General features: G+C 64.1%; 24 protein-coding genes and 1 tRNA gene. 14 read left to right on the top strand and 11 right to left on the bottom strand.

Going from position 1 to position 23,931, the window contains the following annotated elements:
- Positions 1–3: 3 nt before the first annotated feature.
- Entirely contained in the window at positions 4–807 is an 804-nt protein-coding gene (locus tag JQ603_RS19020; protein ID WP_212341690.1) for an N-formylglutamate amidohydrolase, read from the bottom strand.
- 91 nt (positions 808–898) lie between these two features.
- On the opposite strand from JQ603_RS19020, the gene JQ603_RS19015 reads away from it, so the two are divergent.
- The 3 genes from JQ603_RS19015 (at position 899) to JQ603_RS19005 (ending at position 3,256) form a co-directional block, all read left to right on the top strand.
- Positions 899–1,810 (top strand): transglutaminase family protein, encoded by a 912-nt coding sequence (locus JQ603_RS19015; RefSeq protein WP_212341689.1) that lies wholly within the window; start codon positions 899–901, stop codon positions 1,808–1,810.
- Positions 1,811–2,641 carry a transglutaminase-like domain-containing protein gene (locus JQ603_RS19010; protein WP_212341688.1) on the top strand — a complete coding sequence of 277 codons (831 nt, stop codon included), beginning with the start codon at positions 1,811–1,813 and terminating at the stop codon, positions 2,639–2,641. It begins immediately after the preceding gene.
- 216 nt (positions 2,642–2,857) lie between these two features.
- Positions 2,858–3,256 (top strand): gamma-glutamylcyclotransferase family protein, encoded by a 399-nt coding sequence (locus JQ603_RS19005; protein WP_212341687.1) that lies wholly within the window; start codon positions 2,858–2,860, stop codon positions 3,254–3,256.
- A 57-nt stretch (positions 3,257–3,313) separates the two neighbouring features.
- On the opposite strand, the gene JQ603_RS19000 is transcribed toward JQ603_RS19005, so the two are convergent.
- A complete protein-coding gene (locus JQ603_RS19000) occupies positions 3,314–3,877 on the bottom strand; it encodes a chlorite dismutase family protein (RefSeq protein ID WP_212341686.1) in 564 nt (187 codons plus the stop codon).
- A gap of 279 nt (positions 3,878–4,156) precedes the next feature.
- Between JQ603_RS19000 and dnaG the strand changes: the two genes are divergently transcribed.
- The 3 genes from dnaG to JQ603_RS18985 all read left to right on the top strand — a co-directional run bounded on the left by dnaG (position 4,157) and on the right by JQ603_RS18985 (position 9,256).
- Positions 4,157–6,154 (top strand): DNA primase, encoded by a 1,998-nt coding sequence (dnaG, locus tag JQ603_RS18995; RefSeq protein WP_212341685.1) that lies wholly within the window; start codon positions 4,157–4,159, stop codon positions 6,152–6,154.
- A 375-nt stretch (positions 6,155–6,529) separates the two neighbouring features.
- Positions 6,530–8,686, top strand: coding sequence for an RNA polymerase sigma factor RpoD (rpoD, locus tag JQ603_RS18990; protein WP_212341683.1), 2,157 nt, complete (start codon positions 6,530–6,532; stop codon positions 8,684–8,686).
- Between the two features lie 189 nt (positions 8,687–8,875).
- Positions 8,876–9,256, top strand: a complete 381-nt coding sequence (locus JQ603_RS18985) for a thiol-disulfide oxidoreductase DCC family protein (RefSeq protein ID WP_212341681.1) — start codon at positions 8,876–8,878, stop codon at positions 9,254–9,256.
- A gap of 18 nt (positions 9,257–9,274) precedes the next feature.
- On the opposite strand, the gene JQ603_RS18980 is transcribed toward JQ603_RS18985, so the two are convergent.
- The 3 genes from JQ603_RS18980 to JQ603_RS18970 form a co-directional block, all read right to left on the bottom strand.
- On the bottom strand, positions 9,275–9,511 hold the full coding sequence (locus tag JQ603_RS18980; RefSeq protein WP_212341679.1) for a hypothetical protein: 237 nt from the start codon (positions 9,509–9,511) through the stop codon (positions 9,275–9,277).
- A gap of 534 nt (positions 9,512–10,045) precedes the next feature.
- Entirely contained in the window at positions 10,046–10,378 is a 333-nt protein-coding gene (locus JQ603_RS18975) for a hypothetical protein (RefSeq protein ID WP_212341678.1), read from the bottom strand.
- Positions 10,379–10,629: 251 nt separating this feature from the next.
- A complete protein-coding gene (locus JQ603_RS18970) occupies positions 10,630–11,565 on the bottom strand; it encodes an OmpA family protein (RefSeq protein WP_433996648.1) in 936 nt (311 codons plus the stop codon).
- Positions 11,566–11,717: 152 nt separating this feature from the next.
- Here JQ603_RS18970 and JQ603_RS18965 point away from each other — a divergent pair, with 152 nt between their 5' ends.
- A complete protein-coding gene (locus tag JQ603_RS18965) occupies positions 11,718–12,524 on the top strand; it encodes a lytic murein transglycosylase (protein WP_212341676.1) in 807 nt (268 codons plus the stop codon).
- A 143-nt stretch (positions 12,525–12,667) separates the two neighbouring features.
- Here the strand turns inward: JQ603_RS18965 and JQ603_RS18960 are convergent, their stop codons facing one another.
- Positions 12,668–13,498 carry an SDR family NAD(P)-dependent oxidoreductase gene (locus tag JQ603_RS18960; protein ID WP_212341675.1) on the bottom strand — a complete coding sequence of 277 codons (831 nt, stop codon included), beginning with the start codon at positions 13,496–13,498 and terminating at the stop codon, positions 12,668–12,670.
- 124 nt (positions 13,499–13,622) lie between these two features.
- Here JQ603_RS18960 and JQ603_RS18955 point away from each other — a divergent pair, with 124 nt between their 5' ends.
- The 4 genes from JQ603_RS18955 (at position 13,623) to JQ603_RS18940 (ending at position 17,318) form a co-directional block, all read left to right on the top strand.
- Complete coding sequence (locus tag JQ603_RS18955) at positions 13,623–13,997, top strand: response regulator (protein ID WP_212341674.1); 375 nt, start codon at positions 13,623–13,625, stop codon at positions 13,995–13,997.
- A 56-nt stretch (positions 13,998–14,053) separates the two neighbouring features.
- On the top strand, positions 14,054–14,665 hold the full coding sequence (locus JQ603_RS18950) for a LysE family translocator (protein ID WP_212341673.1): 612 nt from the start codon (positions 14,054–14,056) through the stop codon (positions 14,663–14,665).
- 780 nt (positions 14,666–15,445) lie between these two features.
- Positions 15,446–16,657: a GGDEF domain-containing protein gene (locus JQ603_RS18945; protein WP_212341672.1), complete on the top strand. Its 1,212-nt coding sequence runs from the start codon at positions 15,446–15,448 to the stop codon at positions 16,655–16,657.
- A 34-nt stretch (positions 16,658–16,691) separates the two neighbouring features.
- Positions 16,692–17,318 (top strand): peptidoglycan recognition protein family protein, encoded by a 627-nt coding sequence (locus JQ603_RS18940; RefSeq protein ID WP_212341670.1) that lies wholly within the window; start codon positions 16,692–16,694, stop codon positions 17,316–17,318.
- An 18-nt stretch (positions 17,319–17,336) separates the two neighbouring features.
- On the opposite strand, the gene JQ603_RS18935 is transcribed toward JQ603_RS18940, so the two are convergent.
- The 3 genes from JQ603_RS18935 to JQ603_RS18925 form a co-directional block, all read right to left on the bottom strand.
- Complete coding sequence (locus JQ603_RS18935) at positions 17,337–17,678, bottom strand: hypothetical protein (protein ID WP_212341668.1); 342 nt, start codon at positions 17,676–17,678, stop codon at positions 17,337–17,339.
- 188 nt (positions 17,679–17,866) lie between these two features.
- Positions 17,867–18,766 (bottom strand): RNA polymerase sigma factor RpoH, encoded by a 900-nt coding sequence (gene rpoH, locus JQ603_RS18930; RefSeq protein WP_018643767.1) that lies wholly within the window; start codon positions 18,764–18,766, stop codon positions 17,867–17,869.
- 217 nt (positions 18,767–18,983) lie between these two features.
- Positions 18,984–19,991 carry an RluA family pseudouridine synthase gene (locus JQ603_RS18925; protein ID WP_212341666.1) on the bottom strand — a complete coding sequence of 336 codons (1,008 nt, stop codon included), beginning with the start codon at positions 19,989–19,991 and terminating at the stop codon, positions 18,984–18,986.
- On the opposite strand from JQ603_RS18925, the gene JQ603_RS18920 reads away from it, so the two are divergent.
- The 3 genes from JQ603_RS18920 to JQ603_RS18910 all read left to right on the top strand — a co-directional run bounded on the left by JQ603_RS18920 (position 19,990) and on the right by JQ603_RS18910 (position 22,557).
- Positions 19,990–20,331 carry a hypothetical protein gene (locus JQ603_RS18920; RefSeq protein ID WP_212341664.1) on the top strand — a complete coding sequence of 114 codons (342 nt, stop codon included), beginning with the start codon at positions 19,990–19,992 and terminating at the stop codon, positions 20,329–20,331. The genes JQ603_RS18925 and JQ603_RS18920 overlap by 2 nt on opposite strands.
- A 215-nt stretch (positions 20,332–20,546) precedes the next feature.
- Positions 20,547–20,621 (top strand) — tRNA-Glu (locus JQ603_RS18915).
- A gap of 118 nt (positions 20,622–20,739) precedes the next feature.
- The gene (locus JQ603_RS18910; protein ID WP_212341663.1) at positions 20,740–22,557 is read left to right on the top strand and encodes a UvrD-helicase domain-containing protein; all 1,818 of its coding nucleotides are present in this window, start codon (positions 20,740–20,742) and stop codon (positions 22,555–22,557) included.
- A gap of 137 nt (positions 22,558–22,694) precedes the next feature.
- Here the strand turns inward: JQ603_RS18910 and JQ603_RS18905 are convergent, their stop codons facing one another.
- The gene (locus tag JQ603_RS18905) at positions 22,695–23,114 is read right to left on the bottom strand and encodes a CBS domain-containing protein (protein WP_212341662.1); all 420 of its coding nucleotides are present in this window, start codon (positions 23,112–23,114) and stop codon (positions 22,695–22,697) included.
- Positions 23,115–23,279: 165 nt separating this feature from the next.
- Positions 23,280–23,750 (bottom strand): aminoacyl-tRNA deacylase, encoded by a 471-nt coding sequence (locus JQ603_RS18900; protein ID WP_212341661.1) that lies wholly within the window; start codon positions 23,748–23,750, stop codon positions 23,280–23,282.
- Positions 23,751–23,931: the final 181 nt, after the last annotated feature.

Raw genomic sequence — 23,931 nt, 5'->3', positions numbered from 1 at the left:
GCTCTACACCAACAGCTCTGCCTTCAGCTCCACCTCGATCTCCGCAAAGACCCTTGCCAGCCGTTCCGCCCATTGCCGCTGGCCGGACTGGTCCGCGATCAGGTCCTGGCGGATCTCGATGCCGGTGTTGACGAGGCCGCGGGCTTCGCCGTGCACCGGGATGGTGTAGTCGGTAAGGTCGCTCACCACATAGGGCTCGTTGTCGCCGACGACGAGATCGCTCTCGGCGCGCAGATGCTTCAGCAGCAGCCGCGGCAGCACGGTGTCGCGATTGTACAGCGCGCCGATGTGCCAGGGCCGCGCGACGCCGGCATAGACGGGCGTGAAGCTGTGCAGCGACACCAGCACCGTCGGCCGCTTGTCGTGCAGACGGCGGCCGATCGTGGAATCGATGCGGTGATGATAGGGCTCGAAGATCTCGCGCCGCCGCGCGGCGCGCTCGGCATCGGAGATCGCCTCGTTGCGGGGGATCGTGGTCGCCTCTGATATCACCGGGATCGAGCTTGCCACGCCGGGCGGACGGTTGCAGTCGATCACCAGCCGCGAATAGCGCTGCGCGATCAGATGCGCATCGAGCATCCTGGCGAGGCGATCGGCGACGCCGGCGATGCCGATGTCCCAGCCGATGTGCCTGACGAGCTCGCTCTCGGGGATGCCGAGATCGCCGAGCGCGCGCGGCAGCGCGCGTCCGTAATGGTCCGAGGTGAGCAGAAAGGGCGATGTGCCTTCCGCATTCACCTCATGCACTGGCGGAATGTCCCCCTCACCGAGCAGTTGATCGGCCGCGCCGGCTGTGTCTAAAGCCATCCTGATTGCCTATGGAAAATGCAGTCACCCCGAAAATTGGGCAGGAATCGGTATAGATTGGTCCGCCCAAAATCACCATGATTGCCGGACGATGCCGCTGCTGACGATTCACCACAAGACCGAATATCGCTACAACCGCCCCGTGGCGTTCGGCGAACACCGCATCATGCTGCGTCCGCGCGACGGGCATGATTTGCGCGTGCTCGATTCCAGGCTCGAGATCTCGCCTGAGCCGATGTCGCTGCGCTGGATCCACGACGTCTTCGGCAACTCGGTCGCGATCGCCAGTTTCGACGAGCGCGCGGATCATCTGACCTTCGACTGGCACGTCACCGTCGAGCACAATCCCGTCGACGAGTTCGCGCTGACCGCGGACGATGCCGCCTATTTCTATCCGTTCGTCTATGACGACGAGGAGTTTGCCGATCTCGTCCAGTACATCACGCCGCAATATGCCGACCCTGACGGCGAGATCGCAGAGTGGGCGCGCGGCTTCCTGGACGAGGAAGCCCCGACGCCGACCTTCAAGATCCTGAGCGGCATGACGCACGCCATCCGCAAGCAGTTCAAGTACCGCAAGCGTCACGAGCCCGGCACGCAGCACCCGCTCGACACCTTGCAGTCGGGCACAGGAACCTGCCGGGACTATGCGCTGTTCATGATCGAGGCGCTGCGCCAGCTCGGCATCGCCGCGCGCTTCGTCTCGGGCTACATCTTCGTTCCCGAGGACATCGCGCAGCGCCATGTCGGCGGCGGCTCGACCCACGCCTGGGTGCAGGTCTATCTGCCGAGTGCGGGCTGGATCGAGTTCGATCCGACCAACGGCATCGTCGGAACCCGCGACCTCATCCGCGTCGCGGTTGCCCGCGACCCGCGTCAGGCGATCCCGCTGCACGGCGTCTATATCGGCTCCGAGGAGGCCTTCGATGTCATGGACGTGAACATCAAGGTAGTCTCGGACGACCAAGACAGCGACGCAGAGATGGAGACAGAGGTTTCGTAGATGGAGATCAGGGTCGGCTTCGAGATCACCTACACGGCGGTGCAGCCCACACCGATGGTGATCATGCTGAACATCCACCCCTCGCGACAGGCCGACATCATCGGCAAGGAGACGGTGGTTGCCGAGCCCGACGTTCCCATCCGCTTCTATCACGATAGTTTCGGCAATGTGTGCGGTCGCCTCATGGCGCCGGCCGGCGGCGTGACGCTGAAAGGCAGCGCGCTGGTGCGCGACAGCGGCCTGCCCGACGAGGTGCTGCCTGATGCGCAGCAGATCCCGATCGAGCAATTGCCGAACGAGCTGCTGCTCTATCTGATGCCGAGCCGCTATTGCGAGACCGACAAGCTCACCGACATCGCCTGGTCGCTGTTCGCTAAGACGGAGCCCGGTTGGAATCGAGTCGCGGCGATCACCGCGTTCGTGCATCAGCACGTCACCTTCGGCTATGAGCACGCCCATCACATGAAGTCGGCGCACGACGTCTACGAGCAGAGGACCGGCGTCTGCCGCGACTTCGCGCATCTGGCCGTCGCGCTCTGCCGCTGCATGGGCATGCCTGCGCGCTACTGCACCGGCTACATGGGCGACATCGGCATTCCGCCCGAACCGTTCCCGATGGATTTCTCCGGCTGGTTTCAGGTCTGGCTCTCGGGCCAATGGTTCACCTTCGACGCCCGCCACAACATCCCGCGCATCGGCCGCATCCTGATGGCGACGGGGCGCGACGCCGCCGACGTCGCGCTGTCGACGAGCTTCGGCCGGATGGAGCTGAAGAAGTTCGTGGTGGTGAGCGACGAGGTGGTCGGCGCGGATGTGGTGAAGGTGGGGTGAGGAGCGCGCTATGCTCCCCCAAACGTCGTCCCGGCGAAGGCCGGGGACCCATACCGCGTGATCTAACGTTGGCGCCCGGTGTTAGTACCGCAGGTCAGCCCTTCACTGCCAGTCTTCGCAAAATTCCTCCCCGGGGTTATGGGTCCCGGCCTGCGCCGGGACGACACGGAAGGCGCGGCGCTGTCATTCCATCTCATGGACAGCTATAGACCACCCATGACCTCCAACCGTCTCTTCGTCTACGGCACCCTGATGCGCGGCTTCGACCATCCGATGGCGCGGCTGCTTGCGCAGCACGCGGACTTCGTCGGCGAAGCGACCTGCCGCGGCCGGCTGTTCCTCATCAAGCATTATCCGGGATTGCTGCTCTCGGACGCCTCCTCCGACCTCGTCCATGGCGAGCTCTTCCAGCTGCGCGTGCCAGACGAGCTGCTGGGTGAGCTCGACATGTATGAGGCCTGCGGCGAAGGCTTTCCCGAGCCGACCGAATATCTGCGCGAGCTGATCGACGTGACGCTGCCGGACGGCACATCCGAGAAGGCCTGGACCTACATCTACAACTGGCCCGTCACCGACCTGCCTCGCATCGCCTCGGGACGCTTCCTCGACCATTAGTTGCTTTTCGAGCGTGATCTCGTCGGAAAACCGCTGCGCACTTTTCCGGATCACGCTCTAAGCCGACAGCACTTCCTTCACCACGCGCACGTCGACCTCGCGCTCGACATAGCTCCATTCCTCGGTCTGCCGCAGCATCGCCACCAGCTCCTCGAACAGCGAGGCATCCGCGGGGGCGAACTCGAACCAGGTCAGGAAATCGAAGGGCTCGCCGAGGTCGCGGCAATGATAGAGCTGGCGCGCGATCGCGGGCAGGAAGCGCAGGCTGCTGGCGATGTGGTGCGACCTGTCTTCGAAGATTTTTCGACGCTCCTCCTGGGTCAGATCCCACCAGGCCTGCGACTTGCGGATCGGGATCAGGGCCGCGCTGGTGGCCTCCATCCGGCCGAGCCCGGCCTGCACGGCCACGAGCTGCTGCTTCTCGGGCCGCTCGGTGTAGCGCAGGCTGCTGGGTACGCCGACCAGCCGCCAGGCATTGCGCGAGGGCACCAGCGGCAACGAGACCGCGTCGCTGTCGGTCACCGACAGCGCCGGCATGAAGGGCAGGGGCTCGCCCGTCACCGATGAAATCGAGGTGACGCGCCAGCCCCCGCTGTGGCCGCCTCGAAAGGTCCTGAACATGGCGGTATGGAAGCGTGGAACCGGGCGGGGTTCAAGCTTTTCCCGTCATTCCGGGGCGCCCCGCAGGGCGAACCCGGAATCCATTGAGCCGCCGGAACGCTGGGAGAAATGGATTCCGGGCTCGATGCTTTCGCATCGCCCCGGAATGACGGGGAGATGACGGAAGCCCTGTGAATAGGTCGAATAACCCGGATAACCCGCCTAAACCTGACTTTTAGGCAAGCCACGCCTATATCCCTGATCCTTCGCCCGACTCAAACGCTCAGCTAAACTCGCCCCATGCGCTTCACGCCCCAATTCCTCGACGAGCTTCGTGCCCGGCTTTCGGTCTCCGAAGTCGTGGGCAAGCGCGTCAAGCTGAAGAAGGCGGGGCGGGAGTGGAAGGGGCTGTCGCCGTTCCAGCAGGAGAAGACGCCGTCCTTCTACGTCAACGACCAGAAGGGTTTTTATCACGACTTCTCCTCCGGCAAGCACGGCGACATCATCAATTTCGTGATGGAGACCGACGGTCTGCCGTTTGCCGAAGCGGTGGAGCGGCTCGCGAACATGGCGGGCCTGCCGCTGCCGGCGGTGACGCCCAACGCGGCGCGCGAGGAGCAGCGGCGGCGCTCGCTGCATGACGTCATGGATCTCGCCGCGAAATATTTCGCGGAGACGCTGGCCTCACGCGTCGGCGCGAAAGCGCGCGGCTATCTGGCCGACCGCGCCATCTCGCCGGCGACGCAATTGCAGTTTCGCCTTGGCTATGCCTCGCCCGATCGTTTTGCGCTGAAGGAGCATCTCGGCAAGCTCGGAATCTCCGTCGACGACATGGTCGAGACCGGGCTGCTCGTGGCCGGCAACGACATTCCCGTGCCTTACGACCGCTTTCGCGATCGCGTGATGTTTCCGATCACCGATCTGCGCGGCCGCGTCATCGCCTTCGGCGGGCGTGCGCTGGAGAAGGACGTTCCGGCCAAATACCTGAACTCGCCGGAGACGCCGCTCTTCCACAAGGGCGACAATCTCTACAACCACCAGACCGCGCGCAAAGCCACCCATGACGGTGGCGCGCTGGTCGTGGTCGAAGGCTATGTCGACGTCATCGCCATGGTCACCGCGGGTTTTTCAGGCGCCGTCGCGCCGCTCGGTACTGCGCTCACCGAAAGCCAGCTCGCGCTGCTCTGGAAGATGGCGGACGAGCCGATCCTCTGCTTCGACGGGGACCGTGCCGGACAGAAGGCGGCCTATCGCGCTGCCGATCTTGCGCTGCCCTTCCTTGCGCCCGGAAAGAGTCTTCGTTTCGCGCTGCTGCCGGAAGGGCAGGACCCCGACGATCTCGTGCGCTCCGGCGGCCGTGGCGCGATGGAAGAGGTGATTGCGGCTGCGCGCCCTCTCGCCGACATGCTCTGGTCGCGCGAGCTCGAGGGCGGCAATTTTGCCACCCCGGAGCGCCGCGCGGCGCTGGAAGCGCGCATCAAGGAATTGTCCAACGGCATTCGCGACGAGGTGGTGCGGCGCTATTATCGCGACGATTTCGTCGAGCGGCTGCAGCGCACCTTCTCCCCGGATGGCGGGCGCGGCGGCTTTGCCGGCCGGGGTAATTTCCGCCAGGGCGGCGGCCGCCCGTTCCAGCCCCGCGGGGGGCAGCCGAATCGATTCGGTGGCCAAAACCGCCGCGGCGGCCCGCCCGGGCCGACCCTGCTGCCCTCGGGGCCCTATCAGGCGGCGAGCCCCCAGCTGGCGGCGAGCCCGATCATGCGCGGACAGCGGAGCGCCATCTCCCGCCGGGAGGCCCTGATTCTGCAATGCCTGATCAACCACCCCTGGCTGCTGCACGACCATCTCGAGGAGGTGGCTGCCCTGGAGATCGCCCATCCCGAGGCCCACAAGCTCCGGGCCGCCATTATCGGCGCCTTCGTCAACGACCATTACCACTCGCCGGATCCCGAGGAGCAGGCCGAGAAGATGCGCGGCGACCTCGCGAAGGGTGGATTTTCTCAAGTCCTTCAAAGGGTTGAAGGCGCAATCACCACCGCGGCGGTGTGGGGCGCCCGTGAGGGGGCGGCGCGGGACGATGTTCTTGCCACCTGGCATCAATTGGTTGCCTTGCATCGGCAATGGCATTCACTACTTAGAGAGCTGAAGGACGCCGAGCTGGCCTTGGGGGAGGACCCCAGCGAGGCCAATTTGGCATGGCTGCGTGACGTCAAGGCCCGGATGGCCGAAGTCGACGGTACCGAGGCCCTGATCGAGGGTTTTGGCGAGCTGTCGGGTCGGCTCCAGAAGAGCGTGTGATGAAAGAATCATGCGGACGGCCGGGGCCGGAACCGCTAAAAGACTCGCCAAATCCAAGGTTTGGCGGCAAAAACAGGGTTAATCGAGGCTTAACGGTCTTGTAGCACTTTGGCCCAGAGGCGGCCGCAGGCAGAACAGACGCGTCAGGAATGAATCCGCGCAATAGCTGTTGGCACTACACCTGCATCCGCTGCGACAAAGAGGCTCACGAAGCGTTAGGCAATTCCGGCGAGAGAGAGTTGGGGGTGGCGAGAGACATGTGCGCCGCCCTTTCCGTGTCGAGAGCTGCCGAAGCGAGAGCGTCGAGCAACAGGTTCAAGTGAATTCACGCGGGCGCGGCGAACGTCTCGCATGAAGCGCGTTTAGGAGCAATGGATGGCCACCAAGGCAAAGACGCTGCAGGCGAAGGACAAGGAAAAAGACGACAAGGCAGCGGATGCTCCCGAGAAGGATTCCCAGGACGCGCCGTCTCCCTTGCTCGACCTGTCCGATGCGGCAGTGAAGAAGATGATCAAGCAGGCCAAGAAGCGCGGCTTCGTGACCTTCGATCAGCTCAATGAAGTCTTGCCGTCCGACCAGACCTCGCCCGAACAGATCGAGGATATCATGTCGATGCTCTCGGACATGGGCATCAACGTCACCGAAGCCGACGACAGCGAAGGCGAGGAGGACAAGGACGAGGGCGGCGAGGACGAGACCGACAACGAGCTCGTCGAGGTCACCCAGAAGGCCGTCACCGAGGTCAAGAAGAGCGAGCCCGGCGAGCGCACCGACGATCCCGTGCGCATGTATCTGCGCGAGATGGGCACGGTCGAGCTGCTCTCCCGCGAAGGCGAAATCGCGATCGCCAAGCGCATCGAGGCCGGCCGCGAGGCGATGATCGCAGGCCTCTGCGAAAGCCCGCTGACCTTCCAGGCCATCATCATCTGGCGCGACGAGCTCAACGAAGGCAAGATCTTCCTCCGCGACATCATCGATCTCGAAGCGACCTATGCCGGTCCCGACGCCAAGGGCGGCATGAACACCGCGATGATCGGCGGTCCCGCCGGCGAAGGCGGCGAAGCCTCCGCTGAAGGCGGAGAGGCTGCAGCCGCGTCCGGTGCTGCGCCCGCGCATGTCGCGCCGCCCGCGGCTCCCCCGTCGCCGACCCCGTTCCGCGCCGCGCCCGCCGCCGGCAACGGCGAAGCCGAGAAGGATCCGGGCGAGGCCGCCGCCGAAGCCGACATGGACGAGGACGACGAGTTCGAGAACCAGATGTCGCTCGCGGCGATCGAGGCCGAGCTCAAGCCGAAGGTCGTCGAGATCTTCGACAAGATCGCCGAGAGCTACAAGAAGCTGCGCAAGCTTCAGGAGCAGGACATCCAGAACCAGCTCGAGAGCACCTCGCACGGGCCCTCGCTGTCGCCGCACCAGGAGCGCAAGTACCGCAAGCTCAAGGACGAGATCATCGTCGAGGTGAAGTCGCTGCGCCTCAACCAGGCGCGCATCGATTCGCTCGTCGAGCAGCTCTACGACATCAACAAGCGCCTCGTCTCGCATGAGGGCCGCCTGATGCGCCTTGCCGACAGCCACGGCGTCGCGCGCGAGGACTTCTTGCGCAACTACACCGGCTCGGAGCTCGATCCGCGCTGGCTCAACCGTGTCTCGAAGCTTTCGGCCAAGGGTTGGAAGAACTTCGTCCATCACGAGAAGGACCGCATCAAGGACCTTCGCCACGAGGTGCATCAGCTCGCCGCGCTGACCGGCCTCGAGATCGTCGAGTTCCGCAAGATCGTGCACTCCGTGCAGAAGGGCGAGCGCGAGGCCCGTCAGGCCAAGAAGGAGATGGTGGAAGCCAACCTCCGTCTCGTGATCTCGATTGCGAAAAAGTACACCAACCGCGGCCTGCAGTTCCTCGACCTGATCCAGGAAGGCAACATCGGCCTGATGAAGGCCGTTGATAAGTTCGAGTATCGCCGCGGCTACAAGTTCTCGACCTACGCGACGTGGTGGATCCGGCAGGCGATCACCCGCTCGATCGCCGACCAGGCGCGCACCATCCGCATCCCCGTGCACATGATCGAGACGATCAACAAGATCGTGCGCACGAGCCGCCAGATGCTGAACGAGATCGGCCGCGAGCCAACCCCGGAAGAGCTGGCCGAGAAGCTCGGCATGCCCTTGGAGAAGGTCCGCAAGGTTCTCAAGATCGCCAAGGAGCCCTTGTCGCTCGAGACGCCCGTCGGTGACGAAGAGGATTCACATCTCGGCGATTTCATCGAGGACAAGAACGCGATCCTCCCGATCGACGCCGCGATCCAGTCGAACCTGCGCGAGACCACCACGCGCGTGCTCGCCTCGCTCACCCCGCGCGAAGAGCGCGTCCTGCGCATGCGCTTCGGCATCGGCATGAACACCGACCACACGCTGGAAGAAGTCGGCCAGCAGTTCTCGGTGACGCGCGAACGCATCCGCCAGATCGAAGCCAAGGCGCTGCGCAAGCTGAAGCATCCGTCGCGGAGCCGGAAGCTGCGGTCGTTCCTGGACAATTAATTCGGATCGTCATGCCCGGGCCTGACCCAGGCATCCATCCAAACGAAAACGGCGGGCCGAAAGCCCGCCGTTTTTCTTTATACTGGCGCCGGGATTTCTTCGGGGCGATAGTGGCAAACTATTCGCTGCCGTTGTTTGCTCGTTCTGCTTTTGTGGCTGTTTCCGCTTGGTTTCCAACCCCGTCAGGCGATGCCCGACCCTCATCTCACCGTCTGGTACAACACCCGCTGCCCCGTCTGCGACGCCGGCATCGACTGGCAGCGCAACAAGCTGCTGGCGCTGGTGCGGGCGGGCACGGTCGAGTTCAAGGACATCAACGAGCAGCCCGCCGCGCTGGCGCAGTTTGGCGCATCGCTCGACGATATCAGGCGGCGCCTGCATGCGACTGACGAGACCGGACGGCTCATCGTCGGTGCGGATGTCGCGATTGCGTTGTGGCTGATAACGCCGGGGGAGGGGTGGCTTGCGTCGCTGTTCGGCAATCGCGCGGCGCTGCCGTTCACGCGGTTCTTCTATGACCGGTTTGCCGATCTGCTGTTTGCCTGGAATAAGCGGAGCGGGCGCTGGTGAGCGCCTGCCGATGTCGGCCTACTTCTTCTTCGCCCCCACCCGATCGAGGCTCTTGATCGCCAGCGGCGGGCGGCCGCTCTTCTCCGCGATCTCGCGGTCCTGCTCCATGATGAAGCTGCGGGCGGGCTCGTCGCCGTCGAGGCCGCCGAGCAGCTCGGTGGGCACGCGGCGATTGGAGCGCTGGGAGCCGTCTTCATAGACGACGTTGAAGAAGGCGAATTCGCCTTTGGGGTTGGTTCCGGGTTTTTTGGCCATGGCGGCTTGTCGTCGATCAGGACGCCGCAGTCAAATGGCTTTCGCGATTGTCCGCATGCAGCCGTGGTCTTGCGGATCTCTCCGCGCCGTCGATCGGCGACACTTTTTGCAGGAGGGAAGCTGTTTGCAGGATGCAAGCGCCGTGCGCTTTTCGAAGGTCCGGTGCGAACCCTCAATAAACGGCGGGCCGCAAAGCCCGCCGTCTATTTTTGGTCTTCAGTGTCGCCCGGGGCTGGCAGGGCAACAACCTAAAATAGAAGATTATAGGCTGTGTCATGCCGTGGCAAGCCAAATCGTGAGAGCGTTGGTGTCGCAGCGAGCGCAGCAGATATGCAGCGATCGTGAAAATCGAGTTCCCATGCACATCGAAGCAATTGTTTGGATCATCAAATCACTTTGTTCATCTTGCTGTTGTCGCAATGCAGCGGGCGTTGCGCGCCCTGTAGGGAATTGCGTTCCGCTGCACCTCTTCCGTCTGCTGCAGACCAACGGTTCCCTCGGGTGGAGACGAGTTCCATCGCCGCGGTGGATATCTCACCGCGTGCGCGGGCGCTGCGCCATCTCCTGAACGGCGAGCCGCGATCCGCCGCCGCGCTTGCCATCATCCTCTTTACGTCCCTGCGCCATGATCGCGCTGCCCATTGCGGCGGAACCGAAGGTGATGAGGAAGGAGGCGAGCAGCAGAACAAGCGCGATGCCCGGCGTGCGGTCGGCGAAGATCAGCTCGCGCAGATGCCCGGGGTTAAGCCAGAGCAGCCCGCCGACCAGCAGCACTGCCGCGCAGGCGCCGATCGCAAGATTGATGGCGAGCAGGCGGAACAGCGGGATGCGAAAGAGGCGGGGTGATGTGGGCTTGATATTGGGCATCGCTGATTGCCTCATGCTCGGCAGCGCGGCGAGAGCATCAACATTATAGCGGCAACTCTCTCATCCGTCTTTCCGGGGCGCGACGAAGTCGCGAACCCGGAATCCATTCATCCACCAGCTCTGCCGCTCAATGGATTCCGGGTTCGCGCTATGCGCGCCCCGGAATGACGAGAGGAGAGGGCGCAGGCTCTCCCTCGCATGTTGCCCGCCTAGCGACGTTGATGCGCATCAAACCCGCGAGTGCATCCCCATCACGGCGCCACCAGCTCCACCCGCCGGTTCAGCGCGCGGCCGGCATCCGTTGCATTCGAGTCGACCGGTGCCAGCAATCCGACGCCGGCGGTGCGCAGCCGTCCTTGCGCGATGCGAAAGCTCTTCACCAGTTCGGCGGCAACCGCCTCGGCGCGCCGCCTGGAGAGGTCGAGATTGTATTCATAGGCGCCCTGGCTGTCGGTGTGGCCGACGATGAAGACGCTGAGCTGCGGCTGGCTGGTCAAGAGCTTTGCGATCTGCTCCAGCGTCGGGCGGCTCTCCGGCTTCAGCACCGCCTTGTCGGTGTCGAAATAGATGCCGTAGAGCGCGATGTGGCCGGTCTCACCAAGACCCTTCGCCATCGCGGCGGCATCGACCATCTTGTTGGCGATCGCGCCCACCTCGGCGACGGTGACCTGCGCATAGATCTCCTGGTTGTTCTGGCTGACGAGGACGCTGGCATAGGTCTCGCGGCCGCCCTCGCTCTTGCGGCCGGCAAAATAGCGGTAGTTGAAGCCGTCGATCCACATCTGCGGGATCGGCAGCGTGTCGACGCTCTCGGTGAAGGGAATGGCGCCGCAGGCCTCGGTGTCGCAGGCGAGCAAGGTCTCGAACCCGGCCTTTGCGAGCTTCGTCTCGAAATTGCGCGACACTTCCAGGATCGAGGGGCCGGGATTGGTGCGATAGGCGATGCGGACGATGCGGCCTTCGAGCCGGCGGGCATCGGTGGGCTGGCCGTCCTTGAAGGGAGCCGCCTGCATCCGCGCCGCATCAAAATCCTTCACCACATAGCCGGTGATGACACTGCCGGTGAACCGGCCGATGCCGGGATAATCGCGCGCGCCGGCGACATCGCGGGTTTGCGCGGTGGCGGTGGTGACGGCGTGGAACGAGACCAAGGCGAGGACAGCAAGCATCCGGTACGGAATGGGCATGGTCATCTCGATTCGTTGGGGACGGGGTGAGCGCTCCCTTTAGTCGCACCCGGCGCATGGTTGGTTCTGGCGAGGTTTTGCCGCTTTGACGCGAATCCTGTTCCCGGGCATGATCCGCTTTCCCTACGCATATTTTCAGAGGATTTCCCCGCATGTTGAGATCGCTTCTCGCCACCGCCGTCGTCCTTTCGCTGGCCGGCGGCTCGGCGCAGGCCGCGCGCTGCGGCGGCGACTTCAACGGCTTCATCGCCACCATGGCCTCGGAGGCGCAAGCGGCCGGCGTTTCGGCGGGCGTGACCAGTGCGGCGTTCAGCGGCATCACCCAGGATGGCGCCGTGCTCGCCTTCGACCGGCGCCAGCGCTACACCTTCAACAAGAGCTTTGAGCAGTATGTCTCGACCCGTGTCGGTCCGGGCCGCATCAATGGCGGCAGGGCGCTGCTGCAGCGTCACGCCGCGCTGCTCTCGCGCATCGAGCAGCAGTTCGGTGTGCCGCGCTATATCCTGGTCGCGATCTGGGGACTGGAGAGCGATTTCGGCAAGGGCGACATCGGCAAGCTGCCGGTGATCCGCACGCTGGCGACGCTGGCACATGACTGCCGCCGCACCGACCTGTTCCAGGGCGAGATGCTCGCCGCCCTCAAGATCGTGCAGCGCGGCGACCTGCCGCTGCGCGACCTCATCGGCGCCTATGCCGGCGAGATCGGCCAGACCCAGTTCCTGCCGTCGTCCTACATCAAGTACGGTGTCGATTTTGACGGCGACGGCCATGTCGACCTCCGCCACAGCGTCCCCGACGTGCTCGCCTCGACCGCGAACCTCTTGCACACCAGCGGCTTCAAGATGGGCCAGCCCTACGGAGAAGGCACCGCCAATTTCGAGGCGATGCGCGAGTGGAACAGGGCGGTGGTCTACCGCAAGACCATCGGGTATTTCGCGGATCGGCTCGCGGGGCAGTGAGTACCCACACGGTCTTGTAGGGGTGGGCAAAGGCGCGAAGCGCCGTGCCCACGATTTCCATCGGTTGTCGGAAGTCGTGGGCACGCTACGCTTTGCCCACCCTACGGCAGCGAAGGGCGAGGCAACGCCATCGCGTCCCCGGCTCACTTCCCCTTCGCCATCTTTTCCAGCCTGCGCTGCAGCGGCGCCCAATACGTTCCCGGGCGGAAGCGCTGCAAGATGTCCATGAAGCGGGCGTCGTTGCCTATCAGGATGCGGGGCTCGTTTCTCTCGATGCCCTTGATGATGCGCAGCGCAGCGTCCTTGGGCGTGGTCTTCGCCGCGTTTTCGAAGCGCTCGATCATCTGCGCGCGGCGCGCATTGTCGGCGACGCCGGCTCCGGTGCGGGAGTTACGCGCGATCGCGGTGGCGATGCCGCCGGGATGCACCACCGCCAGTTTGACGGGACTGCCCGCAACTGCAAGCTCGTGCCGCACGCTTTCGGAAAAGCCACGCGCCGCGAATTTTGCCGCGGCATAGGCCGATTGCCCCGGCGGAACGATGATGCCGAAGATCGACGAGATGTTGACGATGTGCGCCTCAGACAGCGTCTTCAGGTGCGGCAGGAAGGCGCGCGTGCCGTGCACCACGCCCCAGAAATTGATGCCGAACAGCCACTCCATCTGCGCCTGGTCGATCTCCTCGAACGTGCCCAGCAGCGCCACGCCGGCATTGTTGACGACGAGGCCGAGCGTGGGATGCGCCGCGATCGCCTCGGCCGCGAATTGCGCGATGTCATCACGCTCGCCGACGTCGACGCGATGCAGGCTGATCTTGCGCCCTTGTCCGATCTCGGTGGCGAGCGTCTTCAGTCCGGCCTCGTCGCGATCGGCGAGCGCGAGGTCGCAGCCGCGCTGGGCCAGCTCGATGGCCAGCGCGCGACCGATGCCGCTGGCGGCTCCCGTGATGGCGGCGGCACCGCGAATCGCAGTCATGAAATCCCCCCGTCAAGTTCGCGGTCATGGAACCACGGTTTACATTTTTTTGAAATGAAACCGAACCGTAGCCGCTCGGGGTTTTTAACATAGGTTACCGACGCAGGTATTTTGGGAGCCGTCGATGGGACAAGCAAAGCCATTTCGCGCGACAGCGCTCATCGTTGAAGACGACGCCATGCAGCGCGAGATGCTGTGTGTCCTGCTGGAAGAGAGCGGCTATCAGGTCATTCAGTGCGAAAGCGCCGAGGCGGCCGAACGCGTGCTGGATAAGAATGCCGGTGCGCTATGCCTGATGCTGACCGACGTGCAGCTTGCGGGGCGCATGAACGGCGTCGAGCTTGCGTATGTCGCCAAGGATCGCAATCCGAAGCTCGACGTCGTCGTCACCTCCGGGCGTCCCTTGAAACAGCCCTTGCCGGACGGGGCGAAATTCTGGGCCAAGCCGTGGGCGCCGCTCGATGTGCTGCGCGAGGCCGAGATCGCACAGCTGTCCTGAGGACCGATCGCGCCGCCCGACTTTCCTGCCGCGAGGCGGGGTGATAGCGTTGGCCCATGTCCTGGTCCTTCCTGCTTACCTCGCTGATCGTGGTCGCCTCGCCCGGCACCGGCGTGCTCTACACCTTGGCGGCGGCACTGACGCGCGGCTCGCGCGCCAGTCTCGCTGCCGCCTTCGGCTGCACGCTCGGGATCGTGCCGCACATGTGTGCTGCGATGCTCGGGCTTGCCGCCGTGCTCCACACCAGCGCGCTCGCCTTCGCCGCGCTGAAATGGGGCGGCGTGCTCTATCTGCTCTACATGTCCTGGCAGGCGCTACGCGAAACCGGGGCGCTGGCGGTAGAGGGCGAGATCCGCGAGCGGTCGAGCGGCCGGGTCGTCGTCACCGGCTTCCTGATCAACATCCTCAATCCCAAACTGTCGATCTTCTTCCTCGCCTTCCTGCCGCAGTTCATCGCGGCGGACGAGACCCATGTGCTGGCGCGGATGCTCGAATTGAGCGGTGCCTTCATGGCGATGACCTTTGTGGTGTTCGCCATCTATGGCCTGTGTGCCGCCTCGGTGCGCGAGCGCGTCATCTCCCGCCCCGCCGTGATGGCCTGGCTGCGTCGCAGCTTTGCGGCGGGCTTTGCCGCACTCGGCGCCAAGCTGGCGTTTGCGGAGAGGTAGCTCTTCGCCTCGTCCCCGCTACTTCCTTCACCTCTCCCCGCTTGCGGGGAGAGGTCGGATCGCTCTTGCGATCCGGGTGAGGGGGTACAGGTCCCGCGGCAGTCGCGCGTGTGGAGAGAGGCCTCTCACCCCAACCCTCTCAGCGCGAGCGAAGCTCGTCGCGGCCCCGTAAGAACGGGGAGAGGGAGACGCGCTAGCTGAGCGCGGCGCAATAAAAAAGCGGGCCTCGCGCCCGCTACCTTCAAACTCTTCCATCCGACGCCCGGGCGGAGCGAGGCTCCACCCGGGCAAAGAAAAAGAAGCCTCGTTACTTCTTCTTCGCCTTCTTGGCCTTTTTCGCCTTCTTCTTCGCCGCCTTCTTCGCTTTCTTAGCCATAGTATCCTCTTAGGGGTTAATGGTGGAACGCGACACGAGGGATGCTCGGCGGAGGGCCAGCCTCGCAATATCCTCGACCATAAACTCAGCAGATTCGCAGGGCTCTGCCCTGTGCTGTCACATCCGTGTCATCGCGTTATCCACAGCTCAGATGCATTTTCGGGTGATTTCTGCCCGCGAATCCGCATCAAGCGCGTCGCGCGGGACGGCGGCGGCATGCCTAACGATCCGACAACGCGGCCGCGCCGTTCATGAATCCAAAACCAAAGGCGCGCTTTGAAGGATCGCAGTGAGACTCCGTTAAGCGCAGGGCGCGCAATATTCCCCGCAAGAAGACGGGGATGGGTCATGGACGGACGGCTGCCAGGAATGGGGGAGGCGACGCTGCGCGCGCTGTGCTCACCATGCTGAACGTACCGACACTCTGGACGGTCTTCGTCGTCAACTTCCTCGCGCTCGGCCTGATCTGGGCCTATGTGACGCGCTCCTATCCGAAATTCGCGGCTGCGCGGTTCTGGATGGCATCGTCCTTCGTCGGCGCGGCCGGCGCGATGACGGCCCTGATCCGCCTGTTCGTCACATCCCCCGTGCCGCTTCTGCTCGGCGCTGCCGGCGTCATGGCGGCGAGCTGCTTCGCCGCCATGGGCATTCAGCGCTTCTATGGCCGGCCGGTCTCCTGGCGCATCATGATCGCAACGCAATGCCTGAGCCTTGCCGGCGTCGTGTTCTTCATGATCGGCTTCGAGCACATGCAGCTGCGCATGCTCAGCTACACGATCGGTCAGGGGCTGCCGCTGGTGCTGGCGCTGCATCTGCTGCTGTCGCCGCCGGAGGGCCGCGTCAGCCCGGGCGCGCGGCTGTCCGGCATCGTCATCCTCAGCATCATCGGGCTTCTCATGGTGCGTACGGTCGGCAACCTGCTCGGCTACGATTTCTCGGCGATCGCGGGCGGTCAGAACCATGCCGTCATGGTGCTGGGGCTCCTGTTCCTGTCGATGACGCTCAATTTCGGCTTCCTGCTGATGGCGATGGACCGGCTGCGGGGTGAGGTCGCCGACCTCGCGCTGCTCGACGATCTCACTGGCGTTGCCAACCGGCGCCATCTGCTGCAGCGCCTGTCCGAGGAATGCGCCCGCTCGGAGCGCAGCGGCGAGCCGTTCTCGCTGCTGGTGATCGACCTCGACGGCTTCAAGACCATCAACGACACCCACGGCCACGCCGCGGGCGACGAGTGCCTGCGCCACTTCACCCTGATGGCGCAGACGCGCTTGCGGCCCGGCGACATGCTCGCCCGCACCGGCGGCGACGAGTTCTGCATCGTGCTGCCGTCGTCGTCGCTGCGCGAGGGGGCCGCGATCGCCCGCCGCGTGCTCGAGGTCTGCCGCCAGGATGCCGTCGCCTGCACGGCCAAGGAGATTCCGATTGCGATCTCGATCGGCGTCGCCGAGTGGGACCGCGGCATCGGCCAATTCCCGGATCGCCTGATCGCGCATGCCGATCACGCCCTCTATGCCGCCAAGAAGAACGGCAAGAACGATTTCGCGGTCTACGATCCGGCCCCGCCGCTCGCGCCGGAGCCGATCGGGCTCGCTGAGAGCAAGCGCACATTCGCATAAAGCCTGCTACGATTGGGTCCGTTATTGGATCCGCATGATGATGCCTCGCCTGCTCGCGGCCATTCTCGCCGTACTCTTCCTGACCGCACCAGCCGCCGCAACCGATGCCGAGCTCGCGACGATCGCACGCGCCTCCGGCACGCCCGACATTCCGGGGCTGAAGATCGTCTGGCTCGCGCCGTGGGGCGATGTCCGCAGCGCCCATCCTTGGCGCAACATCATCGTGCACCAGACCGAGGGGCCGGCAGGCTCGGCACGCGGCGGGGCCGCGGAGCAATCTAGGAATCCGACGCGCCGCGGCGTCACGGTGTGGGTCGAGACTGACGGCACGGTCTATTGGGCCGTCGCCGAGACCCTGGTGCCGACCCACGGCGACGGCGCCAACCGCGACGACAACAAGTACATCGACAACAGGCCGACCTATCGCCAGGTCGTGCGCGACAATTCGATCGGTGTCGAGTTCGCCGGCAACTATCCGGATGTCACGACGGGACCGACAGAGGCGCAGGTCGCGGCGTGGAGGATTCTCGTCAAGGTGCTGCGCGCGCGCTACGACATCCCCCTCGACCGCGTCTATGCGCACAACTGGATCGACTACAAGGACGCGCGCTATTGCGAAGGCTGCTGGCTCGCGACGCTGGCGAGGATCTGGGGGGAGTAGAAGGTGCGCCCTTAGCGACTACACCGGCTGCGCCATCCAGCTGAACAGTCGCCGGATCAAGCCCGGCCGCCGCGGCACTTCCGGTGGCCCGTCGGCGGCGAGCACGCGTTTGAAGAAGTAGTCCAGGAACACCATGTCGTTCGGCTCGGTGACGGTGAATGTTTCCTCGCCGAAGAACACGCTGTAACTGAAGAAGAACGGGCCCATGAGCGGGATCGTCGCTGTGCCCGCATAGTCCTTGGAGATCACGAACTCGGACGGCTCGAGCCCGTGCTCGCGCATCGCCTGCTCGACCAGCGGCAGCTTGCGCATGAACTGGGCTGAGAAGCCGCCGACGGTGGATTGCAGGATGATCGACACGGTGCGTGTCCGTTCTCTGGATGTGGCCCGACAAGAGTTTGTCGGGCGACCCGTCGCAGGCGTTCAAGGGCCCGCCGGCGACTCCGCGAAACGTGCCCGCAGCCCACACCCCACAACAAAAAAGCCGGCGTTGCCGCCGGCTTTTCGTCTCTTTCGATCCGCCAATCTCTTGCCGCGGCAAGCCTCGCTTAATGCGCGGCTTCGAGCGCGGCCTGTTCCTGCCTTGCGATCGTGCCCTTGACCGCGGACTGCACCTTCTCGAAGGCGCGGACCTCGATCTGGCGGACGCGCTCGCGCGACACGCCGAACTCGGCGGCAAGGTCTTCCAGCGTCATCGGCTCATCGGCGAGGCGGCGGGCCTCGAAGATGCGGCGTTCGCGCGGGTTGAGCACGCCCATGGCGCCGTTCAGCGCGTCACGGCGGTGATCATACTCCTCGTGCTCCGCCATCAAGGCTTCCTGGTTGGGCGTGTTGTCGACCAGCCAGTCCTGCCATTCGCCGGCTTCGCCGTCATCGCGGATCGGGGCGTTGAGCGACGCGTCGCCACCGAGGCGGCGGTTCATGTCGATCACGTCCTGGTCCGTCACGCCGAGGCGCTTGGCAATGGTCGCGACCTGGTCGGGGCGGAGATCGCCCTCGTCCAGCGCGTTGATCTTGCTCTTCGCCTTGCGCAGGTTGAAGAACAGCTTCTTCTGGTTCGCGGTGGTGCCCATCTTCACGAGCGACCAGGAACGCAGGATGTACTCTTGAATCGACGCCTTGATCCACCACATGGCGTAGGTGGCGAGACGGAACCCCTTCTCGGGTTCGAAACGCTTCACCGCCTGCATGAGGCCGACATTGCCTTCCGAGACGACCTCGGAGATCGGCAGGCCGTAGCCGCGATAGCCCATGGCGATCTTGGCCACGAGGCGGAGATGGCTGGTGACAAGTTGGTGCGCCGCGTCGCGATCGTCATGCTCGCGCCAACGCTTGGCGAGCATGTATTCCTGCTGGGGTTCCAGCATCGGGAATTTGCGGATCTCGGCGAGGTAGCGAGAAAGGCCGGATTCTCCATTGAGGACCGGCAAAGCAGCGGTACGGGCCATAGTGCGCCCTCCAAAGGTTCAGGCCCCCGATAGCGGCGGGCCAGGCAGACGACCGCTGTGTCAAAGCCGGCCGGGCTGCGATGTTCCGCGCTGGTCATTTCCAACGCAGGCGCAATATACCCCATGGGGGGTCGAAAAGGGAAGGATTGCTGACGTCACGTCCCCGTGTGGCAGCTATAACTTTTTGTAATGTAACGGCTTTCTTAAGTAGCCTGCGTCATAGCGCCGCTTTGAGGGCACCCTCCAGGAGAAGCAAATCCTCCGGCAGAGGCGCCTCCCAGTGGAGTAATTCTCCCGTCCTCGGGTGCTCCAATACCAGCAAATAAGCATGCAGCGCCTGTCGCCCAAGCGCGGTCAAGGCCTCCCGCGATTCCGGCCCCAGCTGGTTCGCCTTGGTCTTGAAATGCGGGCCATAGACGGCGTCGCCCATCAGGGGGTGGCCGATATGGGCGAGGTGGACTCGGATCTGGTGGGTGCGTCCGGTCTCGAGCTCGCAGGCGAGCAGGGCGGCCACGCCCTTGCCGTCGCGACCTGCAAAACTCTCCAGGATCTCCCAATGCGTCACCGCCTCGCGGCCGCCCTGGCGCACCGCCATCTTCTCGCGGGCATGCGGATGGCGGTCGATCGGCGCATCGACCGTGCCGCGATGCCGGTTCGGCACCCCCCAGGCGAAGGCCATGTAGCCGCGCCGCATCTCGCCGGTGCGGCCGTGGTCGGCGAATTGCGCGGACAGCGAGGCGTGGGCGAGGTCGTTCTTGGCGACCACCATCAGCCCTGTCGTGTCCTTGTCCAGCCGGTGCACGATGCCGGGCCGACGTACTCCGCCGATGCCCGACAGCGAAGCGCCGCAATGGGCGATCAGCGCGTTGACCAGCGTGCCGGTCTCGTGCCCGGCCGCGGGGTGGACGACCAGGCCCTTGGGCTTGTTGATGACGATGATGTCGTCGTCCTCGAACACGATATCGAGGGCGATATCCTCGCCTTTCGGCTCGGCGGGCGCGGCCTCCGGCACGTCGATTATGATCGTATCGCCGGAGGCGACGTGATAAGCGGGGTCGCGGATGGCGGAAGCCTTCAGGCTCACCGCGCCCGCCAAAATCAGGGCTTTCAGCCTCGATCGCGACAGCTCGGTGAGGTGCGCCGCCAGCACGCGGTCGAGCCGGGGCGAGCCCTCGTCGCCGGCGACGACAACCTCCAACCTTTGCGCTGACCCAGAGTTTTCCATGACGACCGAAACCGCTATTCCCGAACCGACCCCCGAGCAGGCCGCGCTGTTCGCGCGGGTGCGGCGGATGATGCTGATCGCGGGGTTGACCACGGCGCTGGCGATCTGCGCCGTTCTGATCGCGGTGGGCTACCGCCTTTTCAAGTCGGAGGGAAGGGCGGTCGAGGCGGCTGGCGACGTCATCGCCACCCTGCCCAAGGGCGCCAGGATCGTCTCGACCGGGGTCGCCGGCGATCGCCTCGTGGTCACGCTCGATATCGGCGGGGTCACCGAGATCCGCACTTTTGATGCCCACACTCTGAAGCCGGCTGGGAAGCTCAAATTTGCCAATGAGCCGTAACGGAGGCCCCGGAAACTCACCCCGTCGTCGTCCTGGCGAAAGCCAGGATCCATAACCACAGGCGGGTATGGTTACGGGGACTCGGAGTTAACTCTGCGCGCAACAATTGCGTCTTGGGGTAATGGGTTCTGGCCTTCGCCGGGACGACGGCGGGGAGAAACCCGAGAATCCCACCTTGCCGCCGGCAAAATTCGCGGCTATGTCGTACGCCTCACGCTCCCTTCGTCTAGCGGTTAGGACGCGGCCCTCTCAAGGCTGAAACAGGGGTTCGATTCCCCTAGGGAGCGCCAGACAAATCCTAAGCCATTGAAAAGCTGCACACTCTAGGCAACCATGTGGGCCTGGAGAGACCGCTCTGCTACGCAAGTAGCCCACGAGGTGGTCTGCAATGGTGCTCGCGGTCGTAACATGGCCACCCTGATCCCCAGTCTCGGCTTCGCACGCTTCGACAGTCGTGGGGAACTGCGACTGGCGGAACGGCTCAAGGACTTCCTCGAAGAGAACGCTGTCGTTTGGCACAATCTCCCTGTCGGCCCTCACAACCGGCATCCGGATTTTATCATCGTTCATCCCGCGAACGGCCTGCTCGTGCTCGAGGTGAAAGACTGGCGCCTGGAGACGATTGTTTCGGCGGACAAGACGAAGGTCGAGTTGCTGACCAGCCGTGGTGTCGTACGGGAGAGCAATCCCCTCGAGCAGGCTCGCGGGTATACGTTCGAGGTCGTACGCACGCTGGAGCGCGATGGACAATTGTTGTTTCCGCATGGTCATCGCTTTGTGGGCCGGCCCATTGTTCCATTCGGCTTCGGGGCCGTATTCACGAACATCACGCGCAAGCAGTTCGATCAGACCAATCTCAAGGAGGTGCTGGCCGGGCATCTGTGTCTTTTCAAGGATGAAATGACGGAGACCTCAGATCCCGAAGAATTCCGCACCAGATTGTGGAACATGGTTCATCCGCGGCCCGAAGAGCCGCTGTCCATGCCGCAGTTCGACCGCCTGAGGGCGCTGCTCTTTCCGGAAATCCGCATACGACAGATTGCGTTGCCCCTGGACGACGCACCTGCGGCCGATCCTTCGGACCGGACGCTTGCAGTCATGGACCTGCATCAGGAGCAGTTCGCGCGCAGTCTGGGAGAGGGGCATCGAATTATTCGCGGCGTCGCCGGATCGGGCAAGACCCTGATCCTTGCCTTTCGAGCCGAGTATCTGGCACGTGCGGCAGCAAAGCCGGTGCTCATCCTGTGTTACGCCAATGGCATCGCCGGGCGGCTTGAGGATGCCATGCAGAGCAGAGGCGTGGAGAACCGCGTTCAGGTCCTCACTTTTCATTCCTGGTGTTACCGGATGCTGCGGACTTATGGGGTCCCCATCCCATCGGAGCGAGAATATCCGGACTACGCAAAGCGACTGGCTGCTAGCGTTTCGGAGGTCATGAAGGCGGTAGATCAAGGCCATATCCCGACGGAGCAGTACGACGCTGTCCTGATCGACGAGGCACACGACTTCGAGCCGCAATGGCTCGCGCTCGCGGCCAAGATGGTGAACCCGCGCACGAAGGCGCTGATGGTCGTCTACGACGACATCCAGGCCATCTACAGGGGGCGTGAACGCCCGGTATGGAGTCAGCTCGGAATCGAGGCCAAGGGCAGAACGAGCGTATTGAAAGTCAACTACCGCAACACCGCGCAAATCGTTGCCTTCGCGAAACGCTTCGCAGCGGACGTCATTGGCGCTCCGGGCATCACGGCCGACGATGAGCACGCCATCCTGCTGCCCGAAGATGCGGGCCGGCAGGGCATGGAGCCGGCCGTGCGGCGATGCGTGAGCATCGACGCAGAAGCTCACTGCGTCGCCGAGTGGTTTCTCGATAGGAAAAAGGCCGGGTACGAGTGGTCGCAGATGGCGTGTCTCTACCCCGAGCACTGGATCGGCGGGCGGGTCGCGCAGATACTCGCCAGGCATGATGTGCCGATCGATATGGCCAAGGACAATCGCAACAGAGTTTCGGTCAAGCGGGTGGCCGTGCGGTTTTTGAGCATGCACACCGCGAAAGGGCTGGAGTTTCCCTGCGTCGCTATTGCCGGCTTGGGCTTGCTTGGCCGCCACGGCGAAACCGTCGAGGAATGTGTCCGGCTGACCTATGTTGGGATTACCCGGGCGACTCACGAGGCGTTCCTGACGTACTCGAGTGAGTCGGAATTGGTGCAGCGTTTGATTGCGTAGGCGCAAAATCGACCACATCGCGCCGCAGCTTCTGCGCCGCGCGATGGTTGCATGACGAGCGCATGGCTCGGGCTCCCCTCAGCGCCTGTTCGAGCGGCGATCGCGAGGAGCCCTAGCCGTAGGTTCCGGCCACAAGTTCAGTGATGCGCCGAAACGCTCCTGACGGTCTCGGTCAGCATATCACCTGACGAGGAATGGCTGACGTCACCCAGACTGATGATGCCGACCATCCGCTTGCTCTTGTTGATCACCGGCAGCCTGCGGACCTGCAGCTTCTCCATATGGTGCATCGCCTTGGCGAGGTCATCGTCCTCGCGGCAGCAATGGATGCCCTCGGTCATCACGTCGCGCGCCTTCGCGCGGCCGGCATCGAAGCTGTGGCTCGCGAGTCCTTTGCAGACGATGTCGCGGTCGGTCACCATTCCGACCAGCTTGTCATCCTCGCCAATCGGAATGCAGCCGATGTCATGCGCCCGCATCAGCTTGGCAAGCTCGGTGATTGGGGTGTCGGGGCTGACCCAGTCGACACCCTTGTGCATCACGTCTTTGACTTTCATGGCGAGCCTCCGTTCGTGGGTTTCAAGTGCGTTGATGCAATGCAGCGGCACCCCCGGACAAAATTCAGACGCTCTCGCCGCCACCCTGCTGAACAGTATGACGGCGACCTCGTGGCCAGAGTTCCCGCCCAGGATCGCAACGGCAATGGGCGGTGTACAAAATCCTCAGTCATGCGCGCTGAAGCGCCCGTGCGGTGCGTTGGCCGTCAGGCGCGCAAACTGCGTGTGACCCATATGAAGCAGCGTCTCATGATCGCCGGCTTCCATATAGATGTCCGGCTGTGCGTCGATGCTGTCGTCGACGATGATGTCCAATCCGTAGCATTTGCCGACGGCAGGAACTGCACCGTGTGCACAGTCGCTGAACAGCCGATTGATCTCGGTTTCATCGGCCATGTGGACATTGTCGCCGAGGCTTGTCCTCAGGTCCGACAGGCGGAGGTGATGCGATGCGGGCAGGATGGCCAGCATGTATCCGCCGTCGCGCCGCAACACGATGCCCTTGGCGAGGCGGTCGCCCGAGATATGGCATGCCTCGGCCGTTCGAGCGGACGTCATGCTGAGTTCGTGCGGGATCACCTCGTACTGGATGTTCTCGGCGGCTAGGTATTTCTGGAGCGTGGGAGCAATGGCCATGACATCACCTCCGATGCTGAACGGAAACCATCCACCGTGAGGTCTTCCCTGCAGACCATCGGCATAGGATGGACGGCTACCTGATTATAGACCCGGGATCGTCGGGATACGAGTGCTGTCGGCGGTAGAGTTGGCGAGCGCCGCCCGACCGCGAAATCGAGGGGCGGGCGTCCCTCATTTC

It is taken from the genome of Bradyrhizobium liaoningense (assembly GCF_018130825.1).
Lineage (GTDB): Bacteria > Pseudomonadota > Alphaproteobacteria > Rhizobiales > Xanthobacteraceae > Bradyrhizobium > Bradyrhizobium liaoningense_B.
This window is presented reverse-complemented; position numbering and strand designations above follow the sequence as displayed.